The sequence below is a fragment of the Nitratireductor pacificus pht-3B genome (assembly GCF_000300335.1).
GTDB lineage: Bacteria > Pseudomonadota > Alphaproteobacteria > Rhizobiales > Rhizobiaceae > Nitratireductor > Nitratireductor pacificus.
In genome coordinates this window covers 231,761-253,286 of the sequence record NZ_AMRM01000001.1, presented here as the reverse complement: position 1 = coordinate 253,286, position 21,526 = coordinate 231,761, and the positions used below count along the sequence as shown (strand labels likewise).

17 protein-coding genes are annotated in these 21,526 nt (G+C 65.0%); 6 read left to right on the top strand and 11 right to left on the bottom strand.

The annotated features are described in order from the left end of the window. The first annotated feature begins 106 nt into the window (after window positions 1-106). On the top strand, window positions 107-2,155 hold the full coding sequence (locus NA2_RS01130) for an ASKHA domain-containing protein (RefSeq protein ID WP_008593230.1): 2,049 nt from the start codon (window positions 107-109) through the stop codon (window positions 2,153-2,155). Between the two features lie 55 nt (window positions 2,156-2,210). Here the strand turns inward: NA2_RS01130 and ligD are convergent, their stop codons facing one another. Beyond that, complete coding sequence (ligD, locus tag NA2_RS01125; RefSeq protein WP_008593228.1) at window positions 2,211-3,119, bottom strand: non-homologous end-joining DNA ligase; 909 nt, start codon at window positions 3,117-3,119, stop codon at window positions 2,211-2,213. 38 nt (window positions 3,120-3,157) lie between these two features. After that, window positions 3,158-4,057 (bottom strand): LysR substrate-binding domain-containing protein, encoded by a 900-nt coding sequence (locus NA2_RS01120; protein ID WP_008593226.1) that lies wholly within the window; start codon window positions 4,055-4,057, stop codon window positions 3,158-3,160. Between the two features lie 101 nt (window positions 4,058-4,158). Here NA2_RS01120 and NA2_RS01115 point away from each other — a divergent pair, with 101 nt between their 5' ends. The 4 genes from NA2_RS01115 (at window position 4,159) to NA2_RS01105 (ending at window position 6,718) form a co-directional block, all read left to right on the top strand. Further along, the gene (locus tag NA2_RS01115; protein WP_244423564.1) at window positions 4,159-4,371 is read left to right on the top strand and encodes a hypothetical protein; all 213 of its coding nucleotides are present in this window, start codon (window positions 4,159-4,161) and stop codon (window positions 4,369-4,371) included. Window positions 4,372-4,784: 413 nt separating this feature from the next. Next, a complete protein-coding gene (locus NA2_RS22115) occupies window positions 4,785-4,925 on the top strand; it encodes a hypothetical protein (protein WP_008593223.1) in 141 nt (46 codons plus the stop codon). 198 nt (window positions 4,926-5,123) lie between these two features. After that, the gene (locus NA2_RS01110) at window positions 5,124-6,122 is read left to right on the top strand and encodes a GlxA family transcriptional regulator (RefSeq protein ID WP_008593221.1); all 999 of its coding nucleotides are present in this window, start codon (window positions 5,124-5,126) and stop codon (window positions 6,120-6,122) included. A gap of 110 nt (window positions 6,123-6,232) precedes the next feature. Beyond that, window positions 6,233-6,718 carry an SRPBCC family protein gene (locus NA2_RS01105; RefSeq protein ID WP_008593219.1) on the top strand — a complete coding sequence of 162 codons (486 nt, stop codon included), beginning with the start codon at window positions 6,233-6,235 and terminating at the stop codon, window positions 6,716-6,718. A 24-nt stretch (window positions 6,719-6,742) separates the two neighbouring features. On the opposite strand, the gene NA2_RS01100 is transcribed toward NA2_RS01105, so the two are convergent. Both NA2_RS01100 and NA2_RS01095 read right to left on the bottom strand, forming a co-directional pair. Continuing rightward, a complete protein-coding gene (locus NA2_RS01100) occupies window positions 6,743-7,531 on the bottom strand; it encodes a DUF1194 domain-containing protein (protein WP_008593217.1) in 789 nt (262 codons plus the stop codon). Window positions 7,532-7,687: 156 nt separating this feature from the next. Beyond that, the gene (locus tag NA2_RS01095; protein WP_008593216.1) at window positions 7,688-10,207 is read right to left on the bottom strand and encodes a GcvT family protein; all 2,520 of its coding nucleotides are present in this window, start codon (window positions 10,205-10,207) and stop codon (window positions 7,688-7,690) included. Window positions 10,208-10,479: 272 nt separating this feature from the next. Here NA2_RS01095 and NA2_RS01090 point away from each other — a divergent pair, with 272 nt between their 5' ends. Next, window positions 10,480-12,207 carry a hypothetical protein gene (locus NA2_RS01090; protein ID WP_051011489.1) on the top strand — a complete coding sequence of 576 codons (1,728 nt, stop codon included), beginning with the start codon at window positions 10,480-10,482 and terminating at the stop codon, window positions 12,205-12,207. A gap of 266 nt (window positions 12,208-12,473) precedes the next feature. On the opposite strand, the gene NA2_RS01085 is transcribed toward NA2_RS01090, so the two are convergent. The 7 genes from NA2_RS01085 to NA2_RS01055 form a co-directional block, all read right to left on the bottom strand. After that, window positions 12,474-13,910, bottom strand: coding sequence for an aspartate aminotransferase family protein (locus NA2_RS01085; protein ID WP_244423568.1), 1,437 nt, complete (start codon window positions 13,908-13,910; stop codon window positions 12,474-12,476). A gap of 46 nt (window positions 13,911-13,956) precedes the next feature. Beyond that, entirely contained in the window at window positions 13,957-14,964 is a 1,008-nt protein-coding gene (locus NA2_RS01080) for an NAD-dependent epimerase/dehydratase family protein (protein WP_008593211.1), read from the bottom strand. After that, entirely contained in the window at window positions 14,961-15,398 is a 438-nt protein-coding gene (locus NA2_RS01075; protein ID WP_040676408.1) for an EamA family transporter, read from the bottom strand. Before NA2_RS01075 ends, NA2_RS01080 begins: the two co-directional genes overlap by 4 nt. A 111-nt stretch (window positions 15,399-15,509) precedes the next feature. Next, window positions 15,510-16,859 (bottom strand): FAD-binding oxidoreductase, encoded by a 1,350-nt coding sequence (locus tag NA2_RS01070; protein WP_008593207.1) that lies wholly within the window; start codon window positions 16,857-16,859, stop codon window positions 15,510-15,512. A 2-nt stretch (window positions 16,860-16,861) separates the two neighbouring features. Then, window positions 16,862-18,295: a UbiA family prenyltransferase gene (locus NA2_RS01065; protein WP_040676343.1), complete on the bottom strand. Its 1,434-nt coding sequence runs from the start codon at window positions 18,293-18,295 to the stop codon at window positions 16,862-16,864. A 219-nt stretch (window positions 18,296-18,514) separates the two neighbouring features. Further along, on the bottom strand, window positions 18,515-18,787 hold the full coding sequence (locus NA2_RS01060) for a hypothetical protein (protein WP_008593204.1): 273 nt from the start codon (window positions 18,785-18,787) through the stop codon (window positions 18,515-18,517). 99 nt (window positions 18,788-18,886) lie between these two features. After that, the gene (locus NA2_RS01055; protein ID WP_008593202.1) at window positions 18,887-21,352 is read right to left on the bottom strand and encodes a mechanosensitive ion channel domain-containing protein; all 2,466 of its coding nucleotides are present in this window, start codon (window positions 21,350-21,352) and stop codon (window positions 18,887-18,889) included. Between the last annotated feature and the right edge of the window lie 174 nt (window positions 21,353-21,526).

Sequence of the window (21,526 nt, the reverse complement as noted above, 5' to 3'; positions counted from 1 at the left end):
GCGACCCGCGAAACCATTGGCGAAATCTGATCTCCCCCCTTGAGGGGGAGATGGCCGCCAGGCCAGAGGGGGGTCTACCAGGCGCCGGCGCCCAAAGGCCTGTTCCATGACCACCGACCACCTCGTCCTCTTCATGCCGTCCGGCAAGCGCGGGCGCTTCCCGAAGGGAACAACCGTGCTCGACGCGGCGCGTCAGCTCGGCGTCTATGTCGAGAGCGTCTGCGGCGGGCGCGCCACCTGCGGCCGCTGCCAGATCGAGGTTCAGGAAGGCCATTTCGCAAAGCACAAGATCTCGTCGTCGAAGGAGAGCATCTCGCCCGTCGGGCCAAGAGAGGCGCGCTACGCCGAGAAGCGCGACCTGCCGGCCGGCCGCCGCCTCTCCTGCTCGGCGACCGTCGAGGGCGACCTGGTCGTCGATGTGCCGCAGGACACCGTGATCAACGCGCAGGTCGTCCGCAAGGACGCCGATGCGCGCGTCATCGAGCGCTTTCCCGCCGTTCACCTCTGTTATGTCGAGGTCGAGGAACCCGACATGCACAGGCCGCTCGGCGATCTTGACCGCCTCAGGCAGCAATTGCGGAAGGACTGGGGCTTTGGCCGCATCGAGGCCGACGCGCATCTGCTGCCGCTGGTGCAGCCGATCCTGCGCGAAGGCAGATGGAGCGTCACCGCCGCCGTCCACCAGGACGAGGACGACGATGCGGCGCGCCTCATCGCGCTGTGGCCCGGCTTGAAGAACGAGGCCTATGGCCTCGCCTGCGACATCGGCTCCACCACCATCGCCATGCATCTCGTCTCGCTCCTGTCGGGCCGCGTCGTGGCGTCCGCCGGGGCCTCGAACCCGCAGATCCGCTTCGGCGAAGATCTGATGAGCCGGGTCTCCTATGTCATGATGAACCCGGACGGGCGCGAGGCGATGACACGCGCCGTGCGTCAGGAAATTTCCAAGCTGGTGCAGAAGGTGGCCGACAATGGCGGCATCGAGCGCGACGACATTCTCGACAGCGTGTTCGTCGCCAACCCGATCATGCACCACTTGTTCCTCGGCATCGATCCGACGGAGCTCGGCGGCGCGCCTTTCGCGCTCGCCGTTTCCGGCGCGGTGCGGATGAACGCCGACGATCTGCGCCTCAAACTCAATCCGGGCGCCCGCACCTATCTGCTCCCCTGCATCGCCGGCCATGTCGGCGCCGACGCCGCCGCGGTGACCCTCTCCGAAGGCCCGCACCGGCAGGACCGGATGATGCTGATCGTCGATGTCGGCACCAATGCCGAGATCGTTCTGGGCAATCGTGAGCGCGTTGTCGCCGCCTCGTCGCCGACCGGCCCGGCCTTCGAGGGCGCCGAAATCTCCTCCGGCCAGCGCGCCGCGCCCGGCGCCATCGAGCGCGTGCGCATCGACCGGCAGACGCTGGAGCCGCGCTACCGGGTCATCGGCTCCGATTTGTGGTCCGACGATCCGGGCTTCCCGGCCTCGGTCGGCGAAACAGGCGTCACCGGCGTCTGCGGTTCGGGCATCATCGAGGTGGTGGCCGAGATGTATCTCACCGGGATCATCTCCGAGGACGGCGTGATCGACGGCGCGCTGGCGGCGAGAAGCCCCCGCATCGTCGCCAACGGCCGGACCTTCTCCTACGTCCTGTCCGAGGCCGAACCCCGCCTGACCATCACGCAGAACGACGTGCGCGCCATCCAGCTCGCCAAGGCGGCGCTCTATGCCGGCATCAGGCTCCTGATGGAGAAGCAGGAGGTCGAGACGGTCGACGTGATCCGCTTCGCCGGCGCCTTCGGCTCCTTCATCGACCCGCAATACGCCATGGTGCTCGGCCTGATCCCCGATTGCGAGCTGGAAAACGTCTCCGCCGTCGGCAATGCCGCCGGCACCGGCGCGCGCATGGCGCTGCTCAACCGCAACTTCCGCCGCGAGATCGAGGAGACGGTGCGGCGGATCGAGAAGATCGAGACGGCGCTGGAGCCGAAGTTCCAGGAGCATTTCGTTCATGCCATGGCGCTGCCGAACAAGATCGATCCGTTCCCGAAGCTTGCCGCGCAGGTACAGTTGCCACCGCGCAAGGGGCTGGACGATGACGGCGACGGTGGCGGTCGGCCGAGACGCCGCTCACGCGAGGAGCGTGCCGCGCGGCGGCGGGGATGAAGGGCACGGATGGGCCAAGACCACGGATCAAGCGCCCTTCCCCGCCATTACACCATCAGGTATCGGCGCCGACTGCGGTCAGCATCGCCCTGGTGATCGACTGCCGCCAGCCGCCGCTGTCCGCCCACGGGTCCGGCGCCGCGAGCCTCTCCGCCATGTCACCGAGATGGAACCCGTTCGCCGCCGTCAGCCCGGAGAGTTCCTCCCAGGAGACCGGCGTCGCCACCGGAGCGCCATCCCTGGCGCGCGTCGAATAGGGCGCGATCGCCGTCGCCGATCGCTCGTTGCGCAGCCAGTCGATGAAAACCCGCCCTTCGCGTTTCGCCTTAGAGGCCTGGGCAACGAAGCGTTCCGGCGCGTCTTCGGCCAGCCGCTCGGCGAAAGCGCGCGCAAAATCCTTCACCACGGCCCAGTCCGCCCGCCGCTCCAGCGGAGCGACGACGTGAATGCCCTTGCCGCCGGTCACCAGGGGCACCGTGTCGAGCTCGAGCGCCCGCAACCTGTCGCGCACCTCGAACGCCGCATCCCTGACGCTGGCGAAACCCAGCTCTTCATCAGGATCGAGATCGAACACCAGCCGGTCCGGGTTCTCCAGCCGGTCGGTGCGCGAACCCCAGATATGCAGTTCGAGCGCGCTCATCTGCACCGCCGCGACCACCGCGGACAAATCGCTGACGTACAGATACTCGTCCTTGCCGCCGTCCTTCTCGGTGATGTCCATCCGGCCGATGGCGTCGGGAAATCCCTTCCCGCCATGCCGCTGGAAGAAGCACGGATTCTCCTGCCCGTCCGGGCAGCGCACGAGGCTGACCAGCCGGTTCTTCACCTGCGGCAGCATCCGCACCGCGACCCGTTCGTAGTGGCGGGCGAGATCGACCTTGGTGACGGCGGGCCTGGCGAATAGGGGCTTGTCAGGGCTCGACAGCGAAACGCCGCCGATCTCGATGCGTTTCCCGTCGCTCATGACATGGCCTCCGGCGTCCTTGACCCGCCTGCCCGCGCTCAGAAGCGTCCCGTGTCGCCGAACAGCTCGAAAGCCGCCTGGATGTGCTCGGCGGCGGCGCGCACGGGTGCGGAGGCGTCGGGCGTAACGACCATCCCGATGTGATAGTTCCCGAGCTTTGGAAGTCCGTCCTTCGGCCCCAGCTCCACCAGATCCTCGCGCAGGAAGGATTTCGGCAGCGGCGCGATGGCGAGATCGGACAGGATGGCCGCCCGTTGGCCGGCGGTGTGCGCGCTCATATAGGCGATGCGGTATTCGCGCCCATGCCGCGACATGGCGTCCAGCGCGCTCGCGCGCCAGGCGCATCCTTCCTCCCACAGGGAAACCGGCAGGGGTTCGCGAAGATGCGCGCAGCCGCCCCGGGCGCCCGCCCAGACGATCGGCTCGGTGAACACCACCTGGACGCCGGCGTCGACGATGCCGTCCGAGCAGGTCAGAAGCGTCAGGTCGAGCTGCCGGTTCGCCATCCGCTTGCGCAGATTGGCGCTCTGGTCGATTACCACATCAACCGCGATGGAAGGATGTGTCTGCGCGAAACGCTTCAGCACGCTCGGCAGGACGCGCTCGCCGAAATCGTCGGGCGACCCCAGCCGCACGATGCCGCTGATGTCGGGCATGATGAACTTCGACACCGCCTCGCGGTTGAGCGCCAGCAACCGGCGCGCATAGCTCAGCAGCAGTTCGCCGTCGGCCGTCAGCGACACGGAACGCGCATCGCGCGAGAAGACAGAGCACCCGAGCAGGTCCTCCAGCTTCTTGATCTGCATGGAAACGGCGGAAGGCGTGCGGAAGACTGCGTTGGCGGCCGCCGTGAAACTGCCCGTCTCGGCGATGGCCACGAAGGTGCGTAAGACGTCCAGTTCCAGCAGGGGGACCGGGTGGTTGAGCGGTGCGTTCAAGATTGCCTCCTAGATTCAATATCATTGAATGAAAGGATCATTCTATTGCGTTTGATTGAACATGACGATTGCGCCATAGTCAAGCTCGCAAGTCGAAACCGATGAACAACGCAGCAGCAAGGAGAAGAGCAATGACGGCCTTTACCCGCATAAATCGCTATTTCCGCCGCTATCGGCACACGCTCAATCGGCACCGCACGGAACGCCTCATCGGCAGCCTGCCGGCAGAAATCCGCAAGGATATCGGATGGCCGAACCAGTACAGAATGATGCAGTCCGAGGATTTCGATCACCAGGGCATCGCCCGCTCATGACCCGCTATACCGATCCACGGCGGCCGGCAGAAGGAGGCTGGACAATGTATGCAGCAAGAGCCTGGAGCGCGTTCAAGGCGTTCCTCGTCGAGTATGACACGATGCTGGATCATGCGAGGTTCGGGCGCCCGCCTTCCCGGCGGGATGTCGGCCCAGACAAGGATCGACGCTAGCGCCATGATCCTCGAAACCATAGAGCGGCACCGCGCAGAATGCGGCTCCGGACCTAGCGCCGGAGCCGGTTCGGGGGTTTTCTGCACCCCGGATGTCGCATTTTCCGCCGCGCGCTTCGCATTTTCCGCCACGGCACGGTCTTTCACCGACTATTGTGCACCGCAATAACGAGCGACCCCATTCCATCACGCATGTGAAGGCGCTCGGTGAAAGCCGAAGTCTTTCGATGGAGACGCAAGATGAAGTTTCTGATCCGCCTCACGCGCCGTAGCCGGCAGAGCAACCCGACCACCGTCTTCGCCCGCCAGCGGCTCGGCCGCACCATGCCCGGCGAGACCGGCGCTCTGACCGCAGCCCGCCTCGGCTTCCTGATCAACTAGATCAGCCCGCACCGGCTGGTTCGAAGGCCGCACTCTCTGTCGGGTAGCCGGCGGCTGCCGGATGGGGATGATTTGGCGGCGAATCCGCCGGAACCCCCCTCCGCCCCCTGCAAACCCATTGACAGGAAAGGGCGTTCCTGATGACGCTTCGATGACGGCTTCGCGCAGACAAGCCGCTGTCACGCTCGGGAGTGTGAGATGCCGGACGGAATACTCCACAAGAGGTCGATCGTCTTCTTCCTCGTTCCGGACTTCACCATGATGGCCTTCGCCGCCGCGCTCGAACCCCTGCGCATGGCAAACCGGATGGCCGGCTACGAAGCCTATCAATGGCGGCTTGCGAGTATCGACGGCTTACCGGTCTCTGCCTCCAACGGCGTCCAGGTGGCGGTTGGCTGGTCGCTCGCCGAAGAACGGCGCAAGATGAGCAGTCATGAACGCCCCTCGATGGTCATCGTCTGCGGCGGCCTCAACATCGAGACCTACGACGAGAAGTCTGTCTTCGCCTGGCTGCGCGAGGAGTATAATCGCGGCGTGGCGATCGGCGGCCTCTGCACCGCCGCGCACATCCTCGCCGCAGCGGGACTGCTGGCCGACAAGCGCTGCGCGATCCATTGGGAGAACCTGCCGGGCTTCGCGGAAAAATATCCCAGGGCCAACGTCTTCGCCGATCTCTTCGAGATGGAAGCCAACATCTATACCTGCGCCGGCGGCACCGCGGCGATGGACATGATGCTCAAGCTCATCGGCGAGGATTTTGACGAGGCCCTGGTCAATCGCGTCTGCGAGCAGTTATTGACCGACCGCATCCGCAGCCCTTCCGACCGCCAGCGCCTGCCCCTGCGCGCGCGCCTGGGCGTGCAGAACTCCAAGGTCCTGACCATCATCGAACTGATGGAAGCCAATCTTTCCGAACCGCTCTCCCTCGTCGAGATCGCCGACAATGTCGGCCTGTCACGCCGTCAGATCGAACGCCTGTTCCGCCAGGAAATGGGACGTTCGCCGGCCCGCTACTATCTTGAAATCCGCCTCGACCGCGCACGTCACCTGCTGATCCAGTCGCCGATGCCCGTGGTCGAGGTGGCGGTCGCCTGCGGGTTCGTCTCGGCCTCGCATTTTTCGAAGTGCTATCGCGAGCTCTATGCGCGCTCGCCCCAGCAGGAACGCGCCGACCGCAAGCAGCTTCTGGCCGCCTGAGCGCTTGCCGCCCGCCGCGGGACGGCTTCTCCCGAAAAATTCGGCGCGCCTGTCGGATCGTCCCGGGCCGTCGCGTCCTAGATGCACAACCCACAGAAGGAGAGCTGACAATGGCAACCCCCATCGACATCAAGCCCGCCACCGACCGCGAACTCGTCCTTGGCCGCATCATCGACGCGCCGCGCAAAAATGTCTTCCGCGCCTGGACCGATGCGGAGATTCTCAAGAAATGGTTCGTGCCGGCCCCCTGGACGATCGGCAAGGCGGAGATCGACGTGCGTCCTGGCGGCGGCAGCCTGATCGTCATGAAGGACCCTGAAGGCAACGAATATCCGAACGCGGGCGTCTATCTGGACGTCGTGGAGAACGAGAAGATCGTCTTCACCGACGCATTCACCAGCGCCTGGCAGCCTTCCGAAAAGCCCTTCTTCACCGGGATCATCACCTTCGAGGACGCCGGCGACGGCAAGACCCGCTATGTCGCCCGGGCCCTGCACTGGACGAAGGAAGACCTGGAAGCGCATGAAAAGATGGGCTTTCACGAAGGTTGGGGTCAGTGCGCCGACCAGCTCGAGGCGGTGGCCGCGAAACTGTAGGTTTGACCTAGCGCGCGGCGGCTCTCACGGATCCGTCCACATCCACGAGCGGTCGCGCCACATCTTCTCGCCGATCATGCAGTCATAACCGCCCTCCGCCTGAGCAAGGAGCAGCGGTGGGCTTTCATCACTTTTCCAGGCCAGTTCCAGGACAAGCTTGCGCCGGATCGCCTCGGGGAACTGGGTCCAGTCGTTGACCGGGATCATGAAAGCTCCCGGCCCGCCGATCACGCATTCGCGGTAGTAGCGGTCCAGATCGTCCACGTCGAAGCTCGAGGTGAGACCGCCATTGGTCATCAGGGGAAGGCCGTTGACGGTTATGCCGGCGCTGGTCAGCGCGTCGCGCGCGGCGACCACCGGCACGCCCTGATTGTTGGGTCCGTCACCGGAAATGTCGACCACCCGCCGCATGCCGCGAAAGCCGCTTTCGGCGAACAGATCGCCGGCGAACTGCAGGGCGCCGGAGATCGAGGTGCGGCGCGCGCTGTTCGGCGGCCGGGCGGAGAGACGTTCGGCCACCAGCATCGCATCCTCCGCCGAGGCGATCACCGTCCACGGCACGATGACATGCTGCGAAAGGGAGCCCGCCCATTCGAAATAGGTGATGGCGATCTTGCCATGCGCGCCGTCGAGGATGGCGTCGATCACCTCCTTGTGCGTGAGGGCCGCCGCATAGCCCCGGCGCTGGATCTCCAGTTCACCGGCCGACATCGATAACGAAACATCGACCGCCAGAACCAGCTCCACATCGACGGCTTCCTGCGCCTGGGCGGGGGGCTGCGGGAGCGCCAGAAGGCCGCAAAGTCCCCCCATCGCGACCAGTACGCCGCGTCCGAGGAACCGCAGACCTCCAAAGGACCTGGACATGCGCGAAGTGTACCCCACGGGCGGCTGCCGGCAAAACACTGTCTCGCCGGCGCCGCCGGAGGGCGATCACATTCGCGCGACCGGTGGAAAACCCCCGGCGCCTCACCCGTCGGCGCGCAGCGCGGCGTTTTCCGGATCGAACGGGCTTTCGGCGATCACCCTTGCCGCGTGCGGCGTTCCGAGGATCCTGATGGTCAGTTGGGTACCGATTTCCGCGTGGTCGGGCCGCACCATGGCCAGCGCCAGGCTCTTGCCGGTGCGCCAGCCGAAGCCGCCATGGGTGGCTCGGCCCACCAGCACGCCGTCCTTGTGGATCGCCTCGCTGCCGCGCGCGTCGGCGTTGGTCACGCCCTGCACCTCCAGCGTCACATAGGCCCAGCCCGGCCCGGTCTCCCGCTGGCGCAACAGCGCCTCGCGGCCGATGAAATCGCCCTTGTCGGGATGGACGAAGCGGTCGAGACCGCTTTCCCAGGCCGTGTACTCGATCGACAGTTCGCGCGGGATCAGGCGGTAGCTTTTCTCGATGGCCATCGCCGTCATCGCGCGGATGCCGAACGGCCTGATGCCGAATTCCGCGCCGGCCTCGATCAGCGCGTCGAAGATCGCGTTCTGCATCTCGATGGGGTGATGCAGCTCCCAGCCCAGCTCGCCGACGAAATTGACGCGCAGCGCGTGGGCGCTCGCCGTGCCGATGGAAACAGGCCTGCCCGAAAGCCACGGGAAATCGGCATTGGAAAGGCTGGTGCGGGTGACCTTGCGCAGCACGTCGCGGCTCTTCGGCCCCGCCAGCACCAGAACGCCGTATTGCTGCGTGATCGGCCGCAGCGTCACCGAGCCGTCCGCCGGCAGGAGTTTTAACAGGACGTCGTGGTCGTGCGCCTCATAGGCACCCGCCGACACGAGATAGAAGCGCCCCGGCTTCCACTCGTAGACAGTGAATTCCGAGCGCACGCCACCATTCTTCGTCAGCAGGTGGCAGAGCGCCACCCTGCCCTGCTTCTTCGGGATGCGGTTCGCCAGGATGCCGTCGAGCCAGGCCCGCGCGCCCGGGCCCGAGACCTCCATCTTGGCGAAGGCCGACATGTCGAGCAGGCCGACATTCTCGTGCACGTTCCGCACCTCGCGGCCGACATGCTCGAAATAGTTGGAGCGGCGGAAGGACCATTTTTCCACCACCCGCCCGTCGGGCAGCGCCGGCGCGTGATTGTGATCGAGAAGCACGTCCGCGCCGACGCCGAGTTCACCTTCCGGCACGGCATAGCCCTCCGGCGCGAACCAGTTCGGCCGCTCCCACCCATAGACCGAGCCGAACACCGCACCGAGCGCCGCCATGCGCCCGTAGCAGGGCGTCGTCTTCAGCGGACGCGCCGCCGAGCGTTCCTCATCGGGATAGTGCGGGGTGAAGACGTTGGCGTAGGCTTCCTCGTTCTTCTCGCGCAGATAGCCTTCGGTCGCATAGGGGCCGAAGCGGCGCGGATCGACACCCATCATGTCGATGGAGGGTTCGCCCCCGACGATCCATTCGGCGAGCTGCCAGCCGGCCCCGCCGGCCGCCGTGACGCCGAAGGAATGGCCTTCATTGAGCCAGAAATTCTTCAGCCCCGGCGCCGGCCCGATGATCGGCGACCCGTCCGGCGTGTAGGCGATGGCGCCGTTGTAGATCTTCTTGATGCCCACCTCGCCGAAGGCCGGCACGCGGGCGATGGCCGTCTCCACATAGGGCATAAGCCGCTCCAGATCCTCCTGGAACAGCTCGTACTCGCTGTCGTCCGAGGGTCCGTCCACATAGCAGCACGGCGCACCGACCTCATAGGGGCCGAGCAGCAGCCCGCCATTCTCCTCGCGCATGTACCAGGAGGAATCGCTCTCGCGCAGCACGCCCATCTCCGGCAGACCTTCCTTCCTGCGCGCGACGATGGCCGGATGCGGCTCGGTGACGATGTACTGATGCTCGACCGGGATCACCGGCACGTCGAGACCGACCATGGCGCCGGTCCTCCGTGCAAAATTGCCGGTGCAGGAGACAACGTGCTCGCAGGCGATCTCGCCCTTGTCCGTGGTGACGATCCAGCCTCCGTCCACGGCCTGCGCAATCGCCGTCACGGCCGTGTTGCGGTAGATCGTGGCGCCAAGGTCGCGCGCGCCCTTGGCCAGCGCCTGGGTGAGATCGGCCGGCTGGATATAGCCGTCATCCGGGTGCTGGATCGCTCCCAGAAGCCCGTCCGTCTCGCAAAGCGGCCAGATGTCCCTGACCTCTTCCGGCGTCAGGATGTTGACCGGAACGCCGATGGTCTCGGCGATCCCTGCGTAATACATGTACTCGTCCCAGCGATCCTTGGTGCGCGCCAGACGAATGTTGGAGCATTGCGTGAAACCGACATTCATGCCGGTTTCCTCCTGAAGCTCGCGGTAGAATTTTACCGAGTATTTGTGGATCTGCCCGACCGAGTAGCTCATATTGAACAACGGCAGAAGCCCGGCCGCATGCCAGGTGGAGCCGGAGGTCAGTTCCTTGCGCTCGACGAGCACCACGTCCGACCAGCCCTTCTTCGCCAGGTGGTAGAGCGTCGAGACGCCGACCACACCGCCGCCGATCACCACCGCGCGCGCCCTGGTTTTCATGCCGGCACCCTCCCTCCAAAACCCCGGCGCATCGGTGCGCCATCTTCGATCCGATCCTGCAACGCAATCTAGTCCGCGCGCGGCGCGTGGCCGTTGCCTGAATGCGACATCGCGGAAGCGGCCAGCGCCATCGCGGCGCCGGACGGCTGAACGGCCTGCGGAGTGCGGAGTGCGGAGTGCAGAGTGCGATTGCGCCCGAGAGTTAACGTCTTGTGATCGGCTTTCCGTTAGAAACAAGCCTGACCGCGGGAACGATGCATCACGGAGACCACATGGCAATGGCAGTCGAACACCCTACGGCGGCGAAGAGGCATGCGCGTCTCACGAGCCCGCTCGCGCTGCTGTGCCTGGCGGCGCTTGCGATGGCGACCATCCTTCTCCTGCCGATCAACGTGCCGATCGGCCCGATGTATTGGGATCTGTTCATCTATTTCGACGCGGCCAACCGACTCCTCTCCGGCCAGGTCCCGGCGACCGATTTCTTCGCGCCCGTCGGCCCGCTCGGCTACTATCTTTTCGCCGGGGGCCTAAAACTCTTTCCGAACGCGCAGCCGCTGCTTCTCGTCCATTGGTCGCTGTTCGCCGTGACAGCGCCGCTGATGGCGCTGGCGCTGTGGCAGGTGGATGGAAGATCCCGCGGCACGGCGCTGGCACTGTTGCTGCCCTTCCTCGCCTTCGCCATCCTGCCCTTCAATACGCGCGAGTTCTATCCGTTTCCGGGTTCGGACGGCTTTGCCGTCTACAACCGGCAGGTTTGCCAGCTTCTCTATGCGCTGATCGTCGCGCTCGTCTATCTGCGCGACCAGCGCCTGCTCCTCGTCTCCATCGTGGCGGGCATGACGGCGCTGTTCCTGACCAAGATCACCGGCTTTGCCGCGGGCGGGCTTCTGTGCGCCTTCGCTTTTGCGGCGGGCCGTGTCCGGCTGCGCACCGCCATCGCCGCGGCGCTGATCTTCCTTGCCATTCTCGGCGCCCTCGAGCTCTGGAACGGCATTACGCTCAACTATCTCGACGACATTCTGACGCTTGTCCTGATGAATGAGGGCAGCCTCCTGCCCCGCTTCCTCCAGGCGGCCTCGCACACATTCGGCATCGTCGTCCCGGCGGGGCTGCTCGCCCTGTTCACGCTCTACCGGGACCGCGCCGCGCTTGCTGTCACGCTGCGCACCCCGCCGCGTCTTGCGGCGGTCGCCCGCTTCCTCGACCATGACGCGTTCTGGATTGTGGCCGTGCTCCTAGCCGGCATCTTCTTCGAAACCCAGAACACCGGCAGCCAGGCGCTCATCTTCATCTGGCCGGTCCTCCTGCCCGTCCTTCTGCGGTTATGGCGGAGCGACGCGCCACGCGGCGTTGTCGTCACCGCCGTCGCGCTTGCCGCCGCCGCGGCGCTGCCGCCCCTGGTCAACACCGCCGAGCGGGCCGCACGCACCTATGTCGGGGCGCTCAAGAACGTCTCGATGCCGGGCGACAACCTGAAGACGCTCGGCCGCCTCAACATGCGTCCGGAAGTCCTCGCCCGCGCCGAGAAGATGCTGAGCTTCTACGCAAGACACCGCGAGACCTATGCGGACTTCATCCGCATCCAGGAACTGCCCGCCTATGTCTTCTACTCGGAATTCGACTTCCAGGTCGCGCATCTGATGGCCATCGACGACGCCATCGGCGCGATCCGCGCCCTGGAAGAAGAACAGGGCGTGACCTTCGAGACGGTCATGAACCTCAACTTCGTGAACCCGTTCCCCTGGCTCCTGGACCGGCAAGCGCCGCGACACGTCTCCATCGGCGCCGACCCGACACGCACCGTTCCCGCGCCCGATGCCGAGGCGCTGGAGGCGGTGCGCGAGACGGATCTCATCCTGCACCCCACCTGCCCGCTCACGACGGCGAACGCCGACCTCCTGGCGCTCTACGCGCCCGCCATGCAGGACCATCAGAAGATCGCCCTCAACGACTGCTTCGATGCCTATCTCAGCCCGCGCATGGCGGACAGGATCGAATAGGGGTTCAGCGTCGGGCACCCGCCCCTCATCCGCCTGCCGGCACCTTCTCCCCGTCACGGGGAGAAGGACGACGTCCGCAACGCTGGTGAAAGCCTCCTTCTCCCCGCCTGCGGGGAGAAGGTCCCGGCAGGGGGATGAGGCGCGCGCGCCACCGCAAAAAAGAAGGCCGGGACAAGCCCGGCCAATTGTCGCGCGAGAGGCGCTATTTCATAGATCTTTCAAGCTCTTGAAAGCCAAACCGGACTCATCTTGTCAGATGCCGGTTCCTACTTCACCTGGCTTTTGACGAAATCCTTCACGATGGCGACGACGCCGCGCCCGAGCAGGGCGTCGAGCGAATCCACCAGCTTGTCCACATGCTCGGGTCGCATGACGAGCGGCGGCAGGAGGCGGATGACGTTGCGGTTGTACTCGGTGAAGGCCACCAGAACGTCGTAATCGCGCAGGAGCAGCGCGCCGACGAAGCCGGAAAGCGATCCCTTCAGCTTGTCGTCCAGCATGCCGACGACCGGCCGCAGGACCGCCGGCAGCGTCTGCGAGAAGTCGTGGAACTCGAGGCCCACCATGCAGCCGCGCCCGCGAATGTCCTTGATGATGCGCGGATACTTGTCCTTCAGCGCGTTGAGCCGCTCGACGAGATAGGCACCGGTGCTTTCGGCGTTCTCCATCAGCGCCTCGTCGTAAAGCACGTTGGTGCCCTCGATCGCCGTGGCGCAGGCCTCGCCGATGCCGCCGAAGGTGGCCATGGCGTGGATCATCGCCGTCTTCGGCGTGCCGTAGGCCTTCATGTAGATGTCGCGCCTGGCGATCATGGCGGCGATGGCCGCCTTGCCGGCGCCCAGCGACTTGGCAAGCGCCGTGATGTCCGGCACCACGTCATAGTGCTCGAAGGCATAGAAACGGCCGGTGCGCCCGTAGCCGCACTGCACCTCGTCGGCCACCCAGATCACACCGTACTGGTCGCAGAGCTGGCGCAGCTTCTGCCAGAATTCGCGCGGCGCCTCGTTGATGCCGCCGCCGCCCTGCACCGTCTCCAGCACGATGGCGCCGATCTCGGGGTCGGTGCGGAAGGCGGTTTCGATGGCGTCGATATCGCCGAACGGCACACGCACCGTGTTGTCCGTCAGGCGGAACTCGGCGCGATAGAGATTGCCGTCCGTGATGGTCAGCACGCCCTTCGTCTTGCCGTGGAAGGAGTTTTCCGCATAGACGACCTTGGGACGCTTCGGACCGGCGGCGCGCTCGGCGAGCTTGACGGCCGATTCCATCGCCTCGGAACCCGAGGAGCCGAGGAACACCATGTCGAGGTCGCCCGGCGAGCAGGCCGCAAGATTGGCCGCCAGCGCCGTCGCATACTGCGACATGAAAGCGATGGCGATCTCGTGGCGCTTCTCGTTCTGGAACTTCTGCCGCGCCTCGAGGATGCGCGGGTGGTTGTGTCCGAAGGCCAGAGAGCCGAAACCGCCGAAGAAATCGAGGATCTTCCGGCCGTTCTGGTCGATGTAGTACATCCCCTCGGCGCTTTCGATCTTCACCTTGTGGAAGCCGAGCAGCTTCATGAAGTGAAGCTGACCGGGGTTCAGATGCGCCTTGAACAGGTCGGTCATCCGTTCGACGCTCAGGCCTTTGGCATCCTCCACCGACAGAAGATCGGGCTTCACGATGGTCCTGGGCGAGAGTTCCGGTGCATCCATCACGGGCATCGCCCCTTTCGTCTCGGTTTTCGTCACGACGGTCATGTCGACCTCCCTATTCGGCCGGAACCTGGCTTGCGCCAACGGTCTGACCGGCTTTCTTGGCGCGGTATTCGTCATAGGCGGCGATCAGCATGTCGCCGTCATTGTATTGCGGCACCCAGCCGAGATCGCGCTCGCCCTTCGAAACGTCGAGCACGCACATCTCGTCGGCGATCAGATACTGTTCCGGATCCATGATCGGCATGTTCATCCAGTCGAGCAGGTCGAGCGTGCGCTTCACCGCCCAGCCGGGCGTCGGCATGAGGAAGGATTTCGAGCCGGCATGCCTGACGAGATCGCCGAGCAGCTTGCGCACCGGCGGCGGGTTGAGCGAACCGAGATTGTAGGCCTCGTTCGGCACGCCGGCCTTCCAGGCGAGCCGCGCGGCCTCGGCACAATCGAACACCGAGATGAACTGGTAAGGGTTCCTGCCCGATCCGATCATCGGCACCGGCAGGTTCATGTCCACCAGCTTGAAGAGCTTTTCCAGAATGCCGAGGCGTCCCGGCCCGATGATCAGCCGCGGGCGGAACAGCGAGATGTTCATGCCGCGCTTGCGCCATTCGGCGGCCAGCACCTCCGTGTCGAGCTTCGACTGGCCGTATTCGCCGAGCGGCGAGACTGGATGATCCTCCGTCATCGGATAGGTGACGGTGTGGCCGTAGATCATGTCGGTGGTGAAGTGGACGAGCCTCGAAGCGCCCGCCTTGTCCATCCCCTCGATGATGTTGACCGTGCCGTGATAGTTCACGGGGTAGAAGAAGTCGTGCCGCTTGGCGCGCACCTGGATCGGCGACAGCATCTTGGCCGACAGGTTGTAGACCATGTCGTCAGCCTTGACGCCGAGCGCCTGGATCGCTGCCGGATCGGTCACGTCGCAGTGAACGAAGGTCGCCTTGCGGTAGTGCTGCAGGTCGCTCTTGACGATGTCGGCGACGATGACCTCTTCGCCGTCAGCGATCAGCTTGGGCGCCAGATGCCGGCCGACAAAGCCGTCGCCACCGAAAATTACGTGTCTCATTGGATGATCGACCTTTCGGACTGGTGTTTGTCTTTGGAAAGTGCGGCCTGATCCTCAGGCGCCTCGCGTCCGCTCTGGGCGATCAGCACCGTGCCGACGCAGATCAGCGCGATCCCCCCGATGCGGTAGGCGTTCAGGTCCTCGTGGAAGAGGAAGTAGGCGAACACCGCGACCGCCACATAGGCGAGGCTCAGAAACGGATAGGCGAAGGACAGGTCGACTTTCGAAAGCACGTAGAGATGCGACGCCATGGAGATGACGAACACGCTGAGACCGGCGAAGATCCATGGGCTGAAGACGATCTGGAGGATCTTCAGGACCGGGTTGACGCCGACGAAGGACAGCGGCCCGAGCGTCATCATGCCGTGCTTCAGCATCAGCTGCGCCGCCGCGTTCGTCATCACCGTGAAGAGTATGAAAGGTATGTATTTCATCATGTCCCGCCCGTGCCTGTCTTAACCCGTTCACGCAAACAAACCGTGAAGCGGAATGGAAAAATTGCACTCATCGCGTGAAGTCTTCGCTGCGCGACGATCCTGATGCGCTTATTCGGCGGCATGCCGGTCCTCCCGCCTGCTCGAGCCGAGTTGCAGAGCCGTTCGGCGCCAGAAGTCCGAAACGAACGCCGGATCGCGCAGCGCCTCCACTTCACGCCAGCGCGCGAAGGAAGCGTCGAACAGGGCGGCGCCCATGCGCGCGTCCTTGTAGGGATTGACCGCACCGCCGGCATCGACCGTCATGCGGTCGAGCCGCTCGAACAGCGCATGCGTTGCAGCACCCGCGTTGGAGAAATCGAGCGTCAGCGTATAGCCCGGCCGCGGGAACGACATCAGGCCGGGCGACGGCACGTCGCCGAACCGCTTCAGCACGGTCAGGAACGAAGCCTGCCCCGCTTTGCGCGCAGCCGCCATCATCGCCGGAATGGCTTCGCGCGCGGCCTCGAAGGGCACCACGCTCTGATGCTGCAGGAGACCGCGCGGACCGTAGAGTCGGTTCCAGTGGCGCACGGCGTCGAGCGGAAAGAAATAGCTCTCGTACGCGGAACGCCGCACGCCCTCGGCCCGCGCCTTGCTCCAGGCGAACATTCGGTTGAAGAGGCCGAGCGACCAGCGATTCAGGAGATTGACCGGCGGACGGAAAGGAACGGACAGACGCCGCGGCGCGGCCGGCTTGAAGGGAACGGCCTCCGCGGCGTGGTTTGCCGTCAGGAGGAAACCGCGCCCTGCCCTTTCGCCGCTGGCAAGCTGGTCGATCCAGGCGACGGCATACTCGTTTTCGGCATCCGCCTGTTCGGCGAGGTCGAAATAGGCGTCGAGCCCCCGGAAGCCGAGCACCCGCTCGTCCACATCCGCCGCGTCGACCTTCATCAGCCGGATCGTCGCGGTGAGGATCAGGCCGGTCAGCCCCATGCCGCCGATCGTCGCGCGAAACAGGTCAGCGTTCTCGTCGGGACTGCAGCGAAGCGTCCGCCCGTCCGAGCGCAGCAGCGTCAGCTCCGCGAGATGGCACCCGAACGTGCCGCGTCGATGATGGTTCTTGCCGTGCACATCGTTGGCGATGGCGCCGCCAAGCGTCACGAACTGCGTGCCCGGCACCACCGCCGGAAACCAGCCATGCGGCGCCACATGGGCGATCACGTCGCAGAGCATCAGCCCCGCCTCCGCCGTCAGAAGCCCCTTCTCCGCATCGAAGGCGGTGATGCGCTTCATCGGCCGCATGTCGATCAGCGCGCCGGCGTCGTTGAGGCAGGTGTCGCCATAGGATCGGCCATTGCCGTAGGGCAGGACCGAACCCTGCAGGCCGGCCCCCGAACGCAGCCGCTCGATGGCGTCAGCCGCCGGCATCACCTGCGCCCTGTTGCGGCGAACGAGGCCGAATGCGGAATAGGCGCCCATTCCTACAACCCCGCATAGAACAGCAGGAACGCGCCGAAACCGCCGACGAGCTGGCTGCGCCAGTCGCTGATGATGAAGACGATCGGATCGTCATGCATCTCGTTGCGGCGCGCCAGAACCCAGATGCGGATCGTGATGTAGAGCACGATCGGGCAGAGCGGCCAGATCAGCCATGGCTGGCTGTAGAGTTCACGCACCGCGCTGCTCTGGATGTAGAGCGCCAGAACCATCGCCGCGGAGAAGGCCGATGCCATTCCGGCCTGGGCGATGACCTCCTGGTCTTCGCTCCTGTAGCCGCGCCCGGCAATCCTCTCGCCTGTCGGGAGCTCGGTCGAGCGCAGTTCCACGTAGCGCTTCACCAGCGCCAGCGACAGGAAGAAGAACACCGAGAAGGCGAGCAACCAGAAGGACACGCCGATCCCCGTCGCCGCGCTGCCGGCGAGGATGCGCATCGTGTAGAGCCCCGCAAGGGTCAGCACGTCGACCAGGAGCATGCGCTTGATCGACAGCGAATAGGCGGTCGTGGCCAGCAGGTAGCCGAACAGGACGAGGCCGAAGAGCGGCGGCAGGAAGGTCGCGACGAAGCCGCTCACGGCCAGGAGGCCAATCATCGCGGCAAAGCCGAAGGGGATCGACAGGACGCCGCTGGCGAAGGGACGCTTCGATTTCGTCGGATGCCGGCGGTCAAGCGCCAGGTCGAAGAAATCGTTGAGAATGTAGATCGCCGACGCGGAGAAGCTGAACGCGATGAACGCCAGCAGGCCGAGGCCCATCATGTAGGGGTCAAAATAGTCGTGATCGAGGATCAGCGGAACGAAGATGAGCGTGTTCTTCAGCCACTGATGCGCGCGCAGCATCTTGAAATGCGTCTTCAGCGTCGGCTTCTCGGCGCTGAACAATTCGCCGCCATTCGCCTCATGCCAGCGCGCCGCAGCCCTGTCCGGCGCAACGACGATCGCCTGGCGCGCCGCGTCGAACACCGCCACGTCCGCCCGGCTGTTGCCCGCATAGTCGAAGCCGCCGTCGCCGAATGCCGCGATCAGCGCCTCACGCTTGACATGCGAAGCCATGTTGCGCCCCGGCTCCGTCGAGATGACGGAATCGAACACCCCCAGATGCGCCGCCACCGCCTCGGCAAATTTCTTCGGCGCGGCGGTCGCCAGCACGACGTGCCGGCCATCCGCCTTGTCCTCGCGAAGGCGCGCAAGGAGATCCTGCCGGTACGGCAGGCTCGCGGGATCGAGCTCCACGCGCTCCGCGATGGCGCATTTCAGGCGTGCCTTCCCGCCGAGCAGCCAGAAAGGCAGAAGAAACAGGCAATAAGGCTTGCGACGCAGCAGGAGGAACAAGCTCTCCCACAGAAGATCGGTCGCAATCAGCGTGCCGTCGAGATCGACGGCAAGTGGCACTGCATTGCGTTCTGATCGCGCGTCCATGAAAGCCCCCTTGAAACCCGCCTTTAAACCCGCATTGGGAAACGGCCTACGCGAAATGAGCTTCCGAAATCTGAACTGAAACGTCCTGCAACAGGATATAAAGACGAATTCCCAGATCAAGCTTAACGTTTGCATAACAACGCAAAGAAAAGGCCGCGCGGTTGCACGGCCTTCAAGATCAAACATTCGAGTGGAAAGCAGCCCAGATGGGTGCCGGCTTTACTGTACGCGCCCGCGACCGCCGGAAATCTCGATCGTCTCCGATCCGGTGAGCACTTCACGGTCGCCGTTCGGCATCGTCACGAAGCAGCCCGTGCTGCAGAACTCGACGGTCTCGCCGGAGCCGATGACGAGCTCGGACTGGCTGCCGCCCTCGGTAACCACGAGGGTCCGGGGTTCGCTGTCGCGGTTGACGGCGCTCGCCGCCATCGCCATACCGCCCGAGAGCAGAAGGGCCGCAGCCGTGGTAAGAATGTTCTTCATCGGTTTCATCGGTGTCGCCACCGCCCCTGTCAAACGGAGCCGAAGCTCCTTTTTCCACCAAGCTTATAGAGATTTCAATGTGAACGGCAACTGAACGGCCGGTTCACACTATTCCGGATCGAGCTTGCGCCGCCGCCTGCGCTTTGTCGCGGCGGCCGGATCGTCGGCGGCTTCGCTCTCCGAGGAGGTAGCCTCCTGCGGAACCTGAACGGGCTGGTTGACCACCGTGCGCACATGGAGATCCCGCTGTGGAAACGGTATCTCGATCCCCTCGGCGGCGAAGGCATCGACGATGGCGAAGCGGATGTCGTTCTGGACGCTGAGCTGGGTCAGGATGTCGGAAAGGTAGACCCTTATCTCGAAATCGAGCGAGGACTCACCGAAGCCGGCGAACAGCACGAAGGGTTCCGGGTTCTTCAGGACCAGAGGGTGTCCGGTGGCGATCTCCATCAGGATCTGGTGCACCCGCCGCACGTCGGAACCGTAGGCGACGCCGACCGGCAGCTCCATCCGCCCGAGCTTGTTCTTGTGGGTCCAGTTGCCGACCGCCGCGTTGATCAGTTCGGAGTTGGGCAGGATCACCGTCTGCCGCTGGAACGTCTCGATCTCCGTCGCCCGCACGGAGATCTTGCGCACCGTGCCCGAGACGCCGCCGGCGACGATCCAGTCCCCGGCCTTGAACGGGCGCTCGGCCAGAAGGATCAGGCCCGAGACGAAGTTAGAGACGATGTTCTGCAGGCCGAAGCCGATGCCGAGGGACAGGGCGCCGGCCACCAGCGCCAGGTTCGACAGGTTGATCCCGGCGGCGGAGACGCCGATCAGCGCCGCGATCACCAGCCCGACATAGCCGACGCCGGTGCGGATCGAGTTGCGCACGCCCGAATCCATCCGGCTGCGCGACATCACGGAACCGTCGAGCCAGGCCTGGAACCAGCGCGTGAAGAAATAGCCGAGGACGAAAACCAGGATGCCGGTCAGGATGCCGATGATCGAGAAGGACAGGGAACCGATCTGGATCTGCCCGGCGATGCGGTATCCCCATGCCGTCAGGTCTGCCCAGCGGAAACCCCATTGCAGCAGGATCAGCGGCAGGCCGATCAGCACCACCATGACGTTGATGACCATGCCGGTGACCAGGCCGAGCTGGTCGAGCGTCGTCTCGTCGAAGGGCGAATAGCGCTCCAGGCGCCGGGCGAGCCACGACTTGGCGAACGCCCCCTCGCTGGCGACGGCGCCCGCCGTCAGGACGCCGATATACATGGTGGCGAGGATCGCGCCGGTCACGACGACCTGCTGCGAAAGGAACCGCGCAAATCCGATATAGCCCAGAATCGCCGAGACGATGATCGCGAACCCGATGGCGAACAGGAGATAGCGGAACTTCGTCGGCCAGGGCTTCGCCTGCCCTTCCTCGTCGCTGAACGGCTTCACATTGCCGATCAGCAGGATCAGCAGGCCGACGCCCATCGTGCCCAGCAGGCTGGTTGCCACCGTCAGCGACAAGGGCGAGCCGAACAGCTCGTAGACGCTGTTCATGAAGTAGTCGAAGCCGGTCAGGGCCGCCGTCAGCCCGGCGAGTGCCACCAGCCGCCGCGCCGCCTGCGAATGGACCGGCAGCAGGCGCCAGTTCGCCATGCGCGGCGCCAGGATGGAGTAGGCCAGCCGGTAGACGAAGAAGACCAGCACGACGACCGAAAACAAGGCGAAAAGCAGCGGTGCGATGTCGGTGCGCAGGAGCCTGAAATAGTCCAGGAAGTAATAGGCCGAAGCCAGCAGCATGGCGAAGGACGCCGACGGTATGAGCGTCGAGAACAGCGCCACGGACAAGCGCCCGAGATAGGTCGGCGCTTCCTGTGTCGGATCGGGTTTCATGAAATCGCCGAACAGGCGGCGGCCGCCGACCAGCAGGCAGAGCGCGGCGACGAGCGCCAGGAACGTCGCCAGGAGCAACGGCTTCAGCCGGTATTGCACGGTGAAGCTGACCCACGAGGACACCACGCGGTAGATCCGCGTCATTTCCGCGGCAAACTCGCCGGCGACATTGGTGTTGAGCGCGGCCGAGATGTCGTAGCGGCGCGACAGCGTCCGGGTGAACAGGTCGCGCCGCAGCTGGGCGATTTCGTCGATCACGCCGCTGATGCGGACGGAGAGGCGTTCCGCCTCGCCGATCAGCACGTTGAAACTGGCCTTTTCGTCCAGCAGGCGAGTCCGTTCGCGGCTCACCTCGTCGGGTTCCGCCGGCTCGCCCTCACCACGCGCCGCCCCGAGCTGTTCGAGCCGCGTGTTGATCTCCGACAGGCGCGGACGGAACGCCAGGCTGGCGTCGAAGATCGCCCGCGCAAGGCGCTCCAGTTCGACCCGGACCTCCACGAGCTTCGCATCGTCGGTGGACTGGTCGTCGACCTGCTTGTCGAGCGTATCGACCATGCGCTCGACATTGGCAATCTGCCTGCGCTGGCTGTCCAGCAGGCTTTCCGTTCCCTGGCCAAGCGCCGGGACGGCCCAGGCAACGAGCAGAAAGGCTGCGAGCGCGAGCCGGGACCGGAAGCGCGAGGAAAGGAACTGGGCGCGCATTGCTATCAGATGTGCCACGAAACCGGGTGCCGTCCGAAGGGTTGAATCATGCGGGTGACATTGCCCGAGCCCTGCGCGGGCAGCAAGCGCCAACGGCCTGTCTCCACCGCTCGCAGGTCGGACTTGTGCAAAGCCACGGCGCTTTATTTGCCTCCGCCGCGCCGCCTGTCCTAT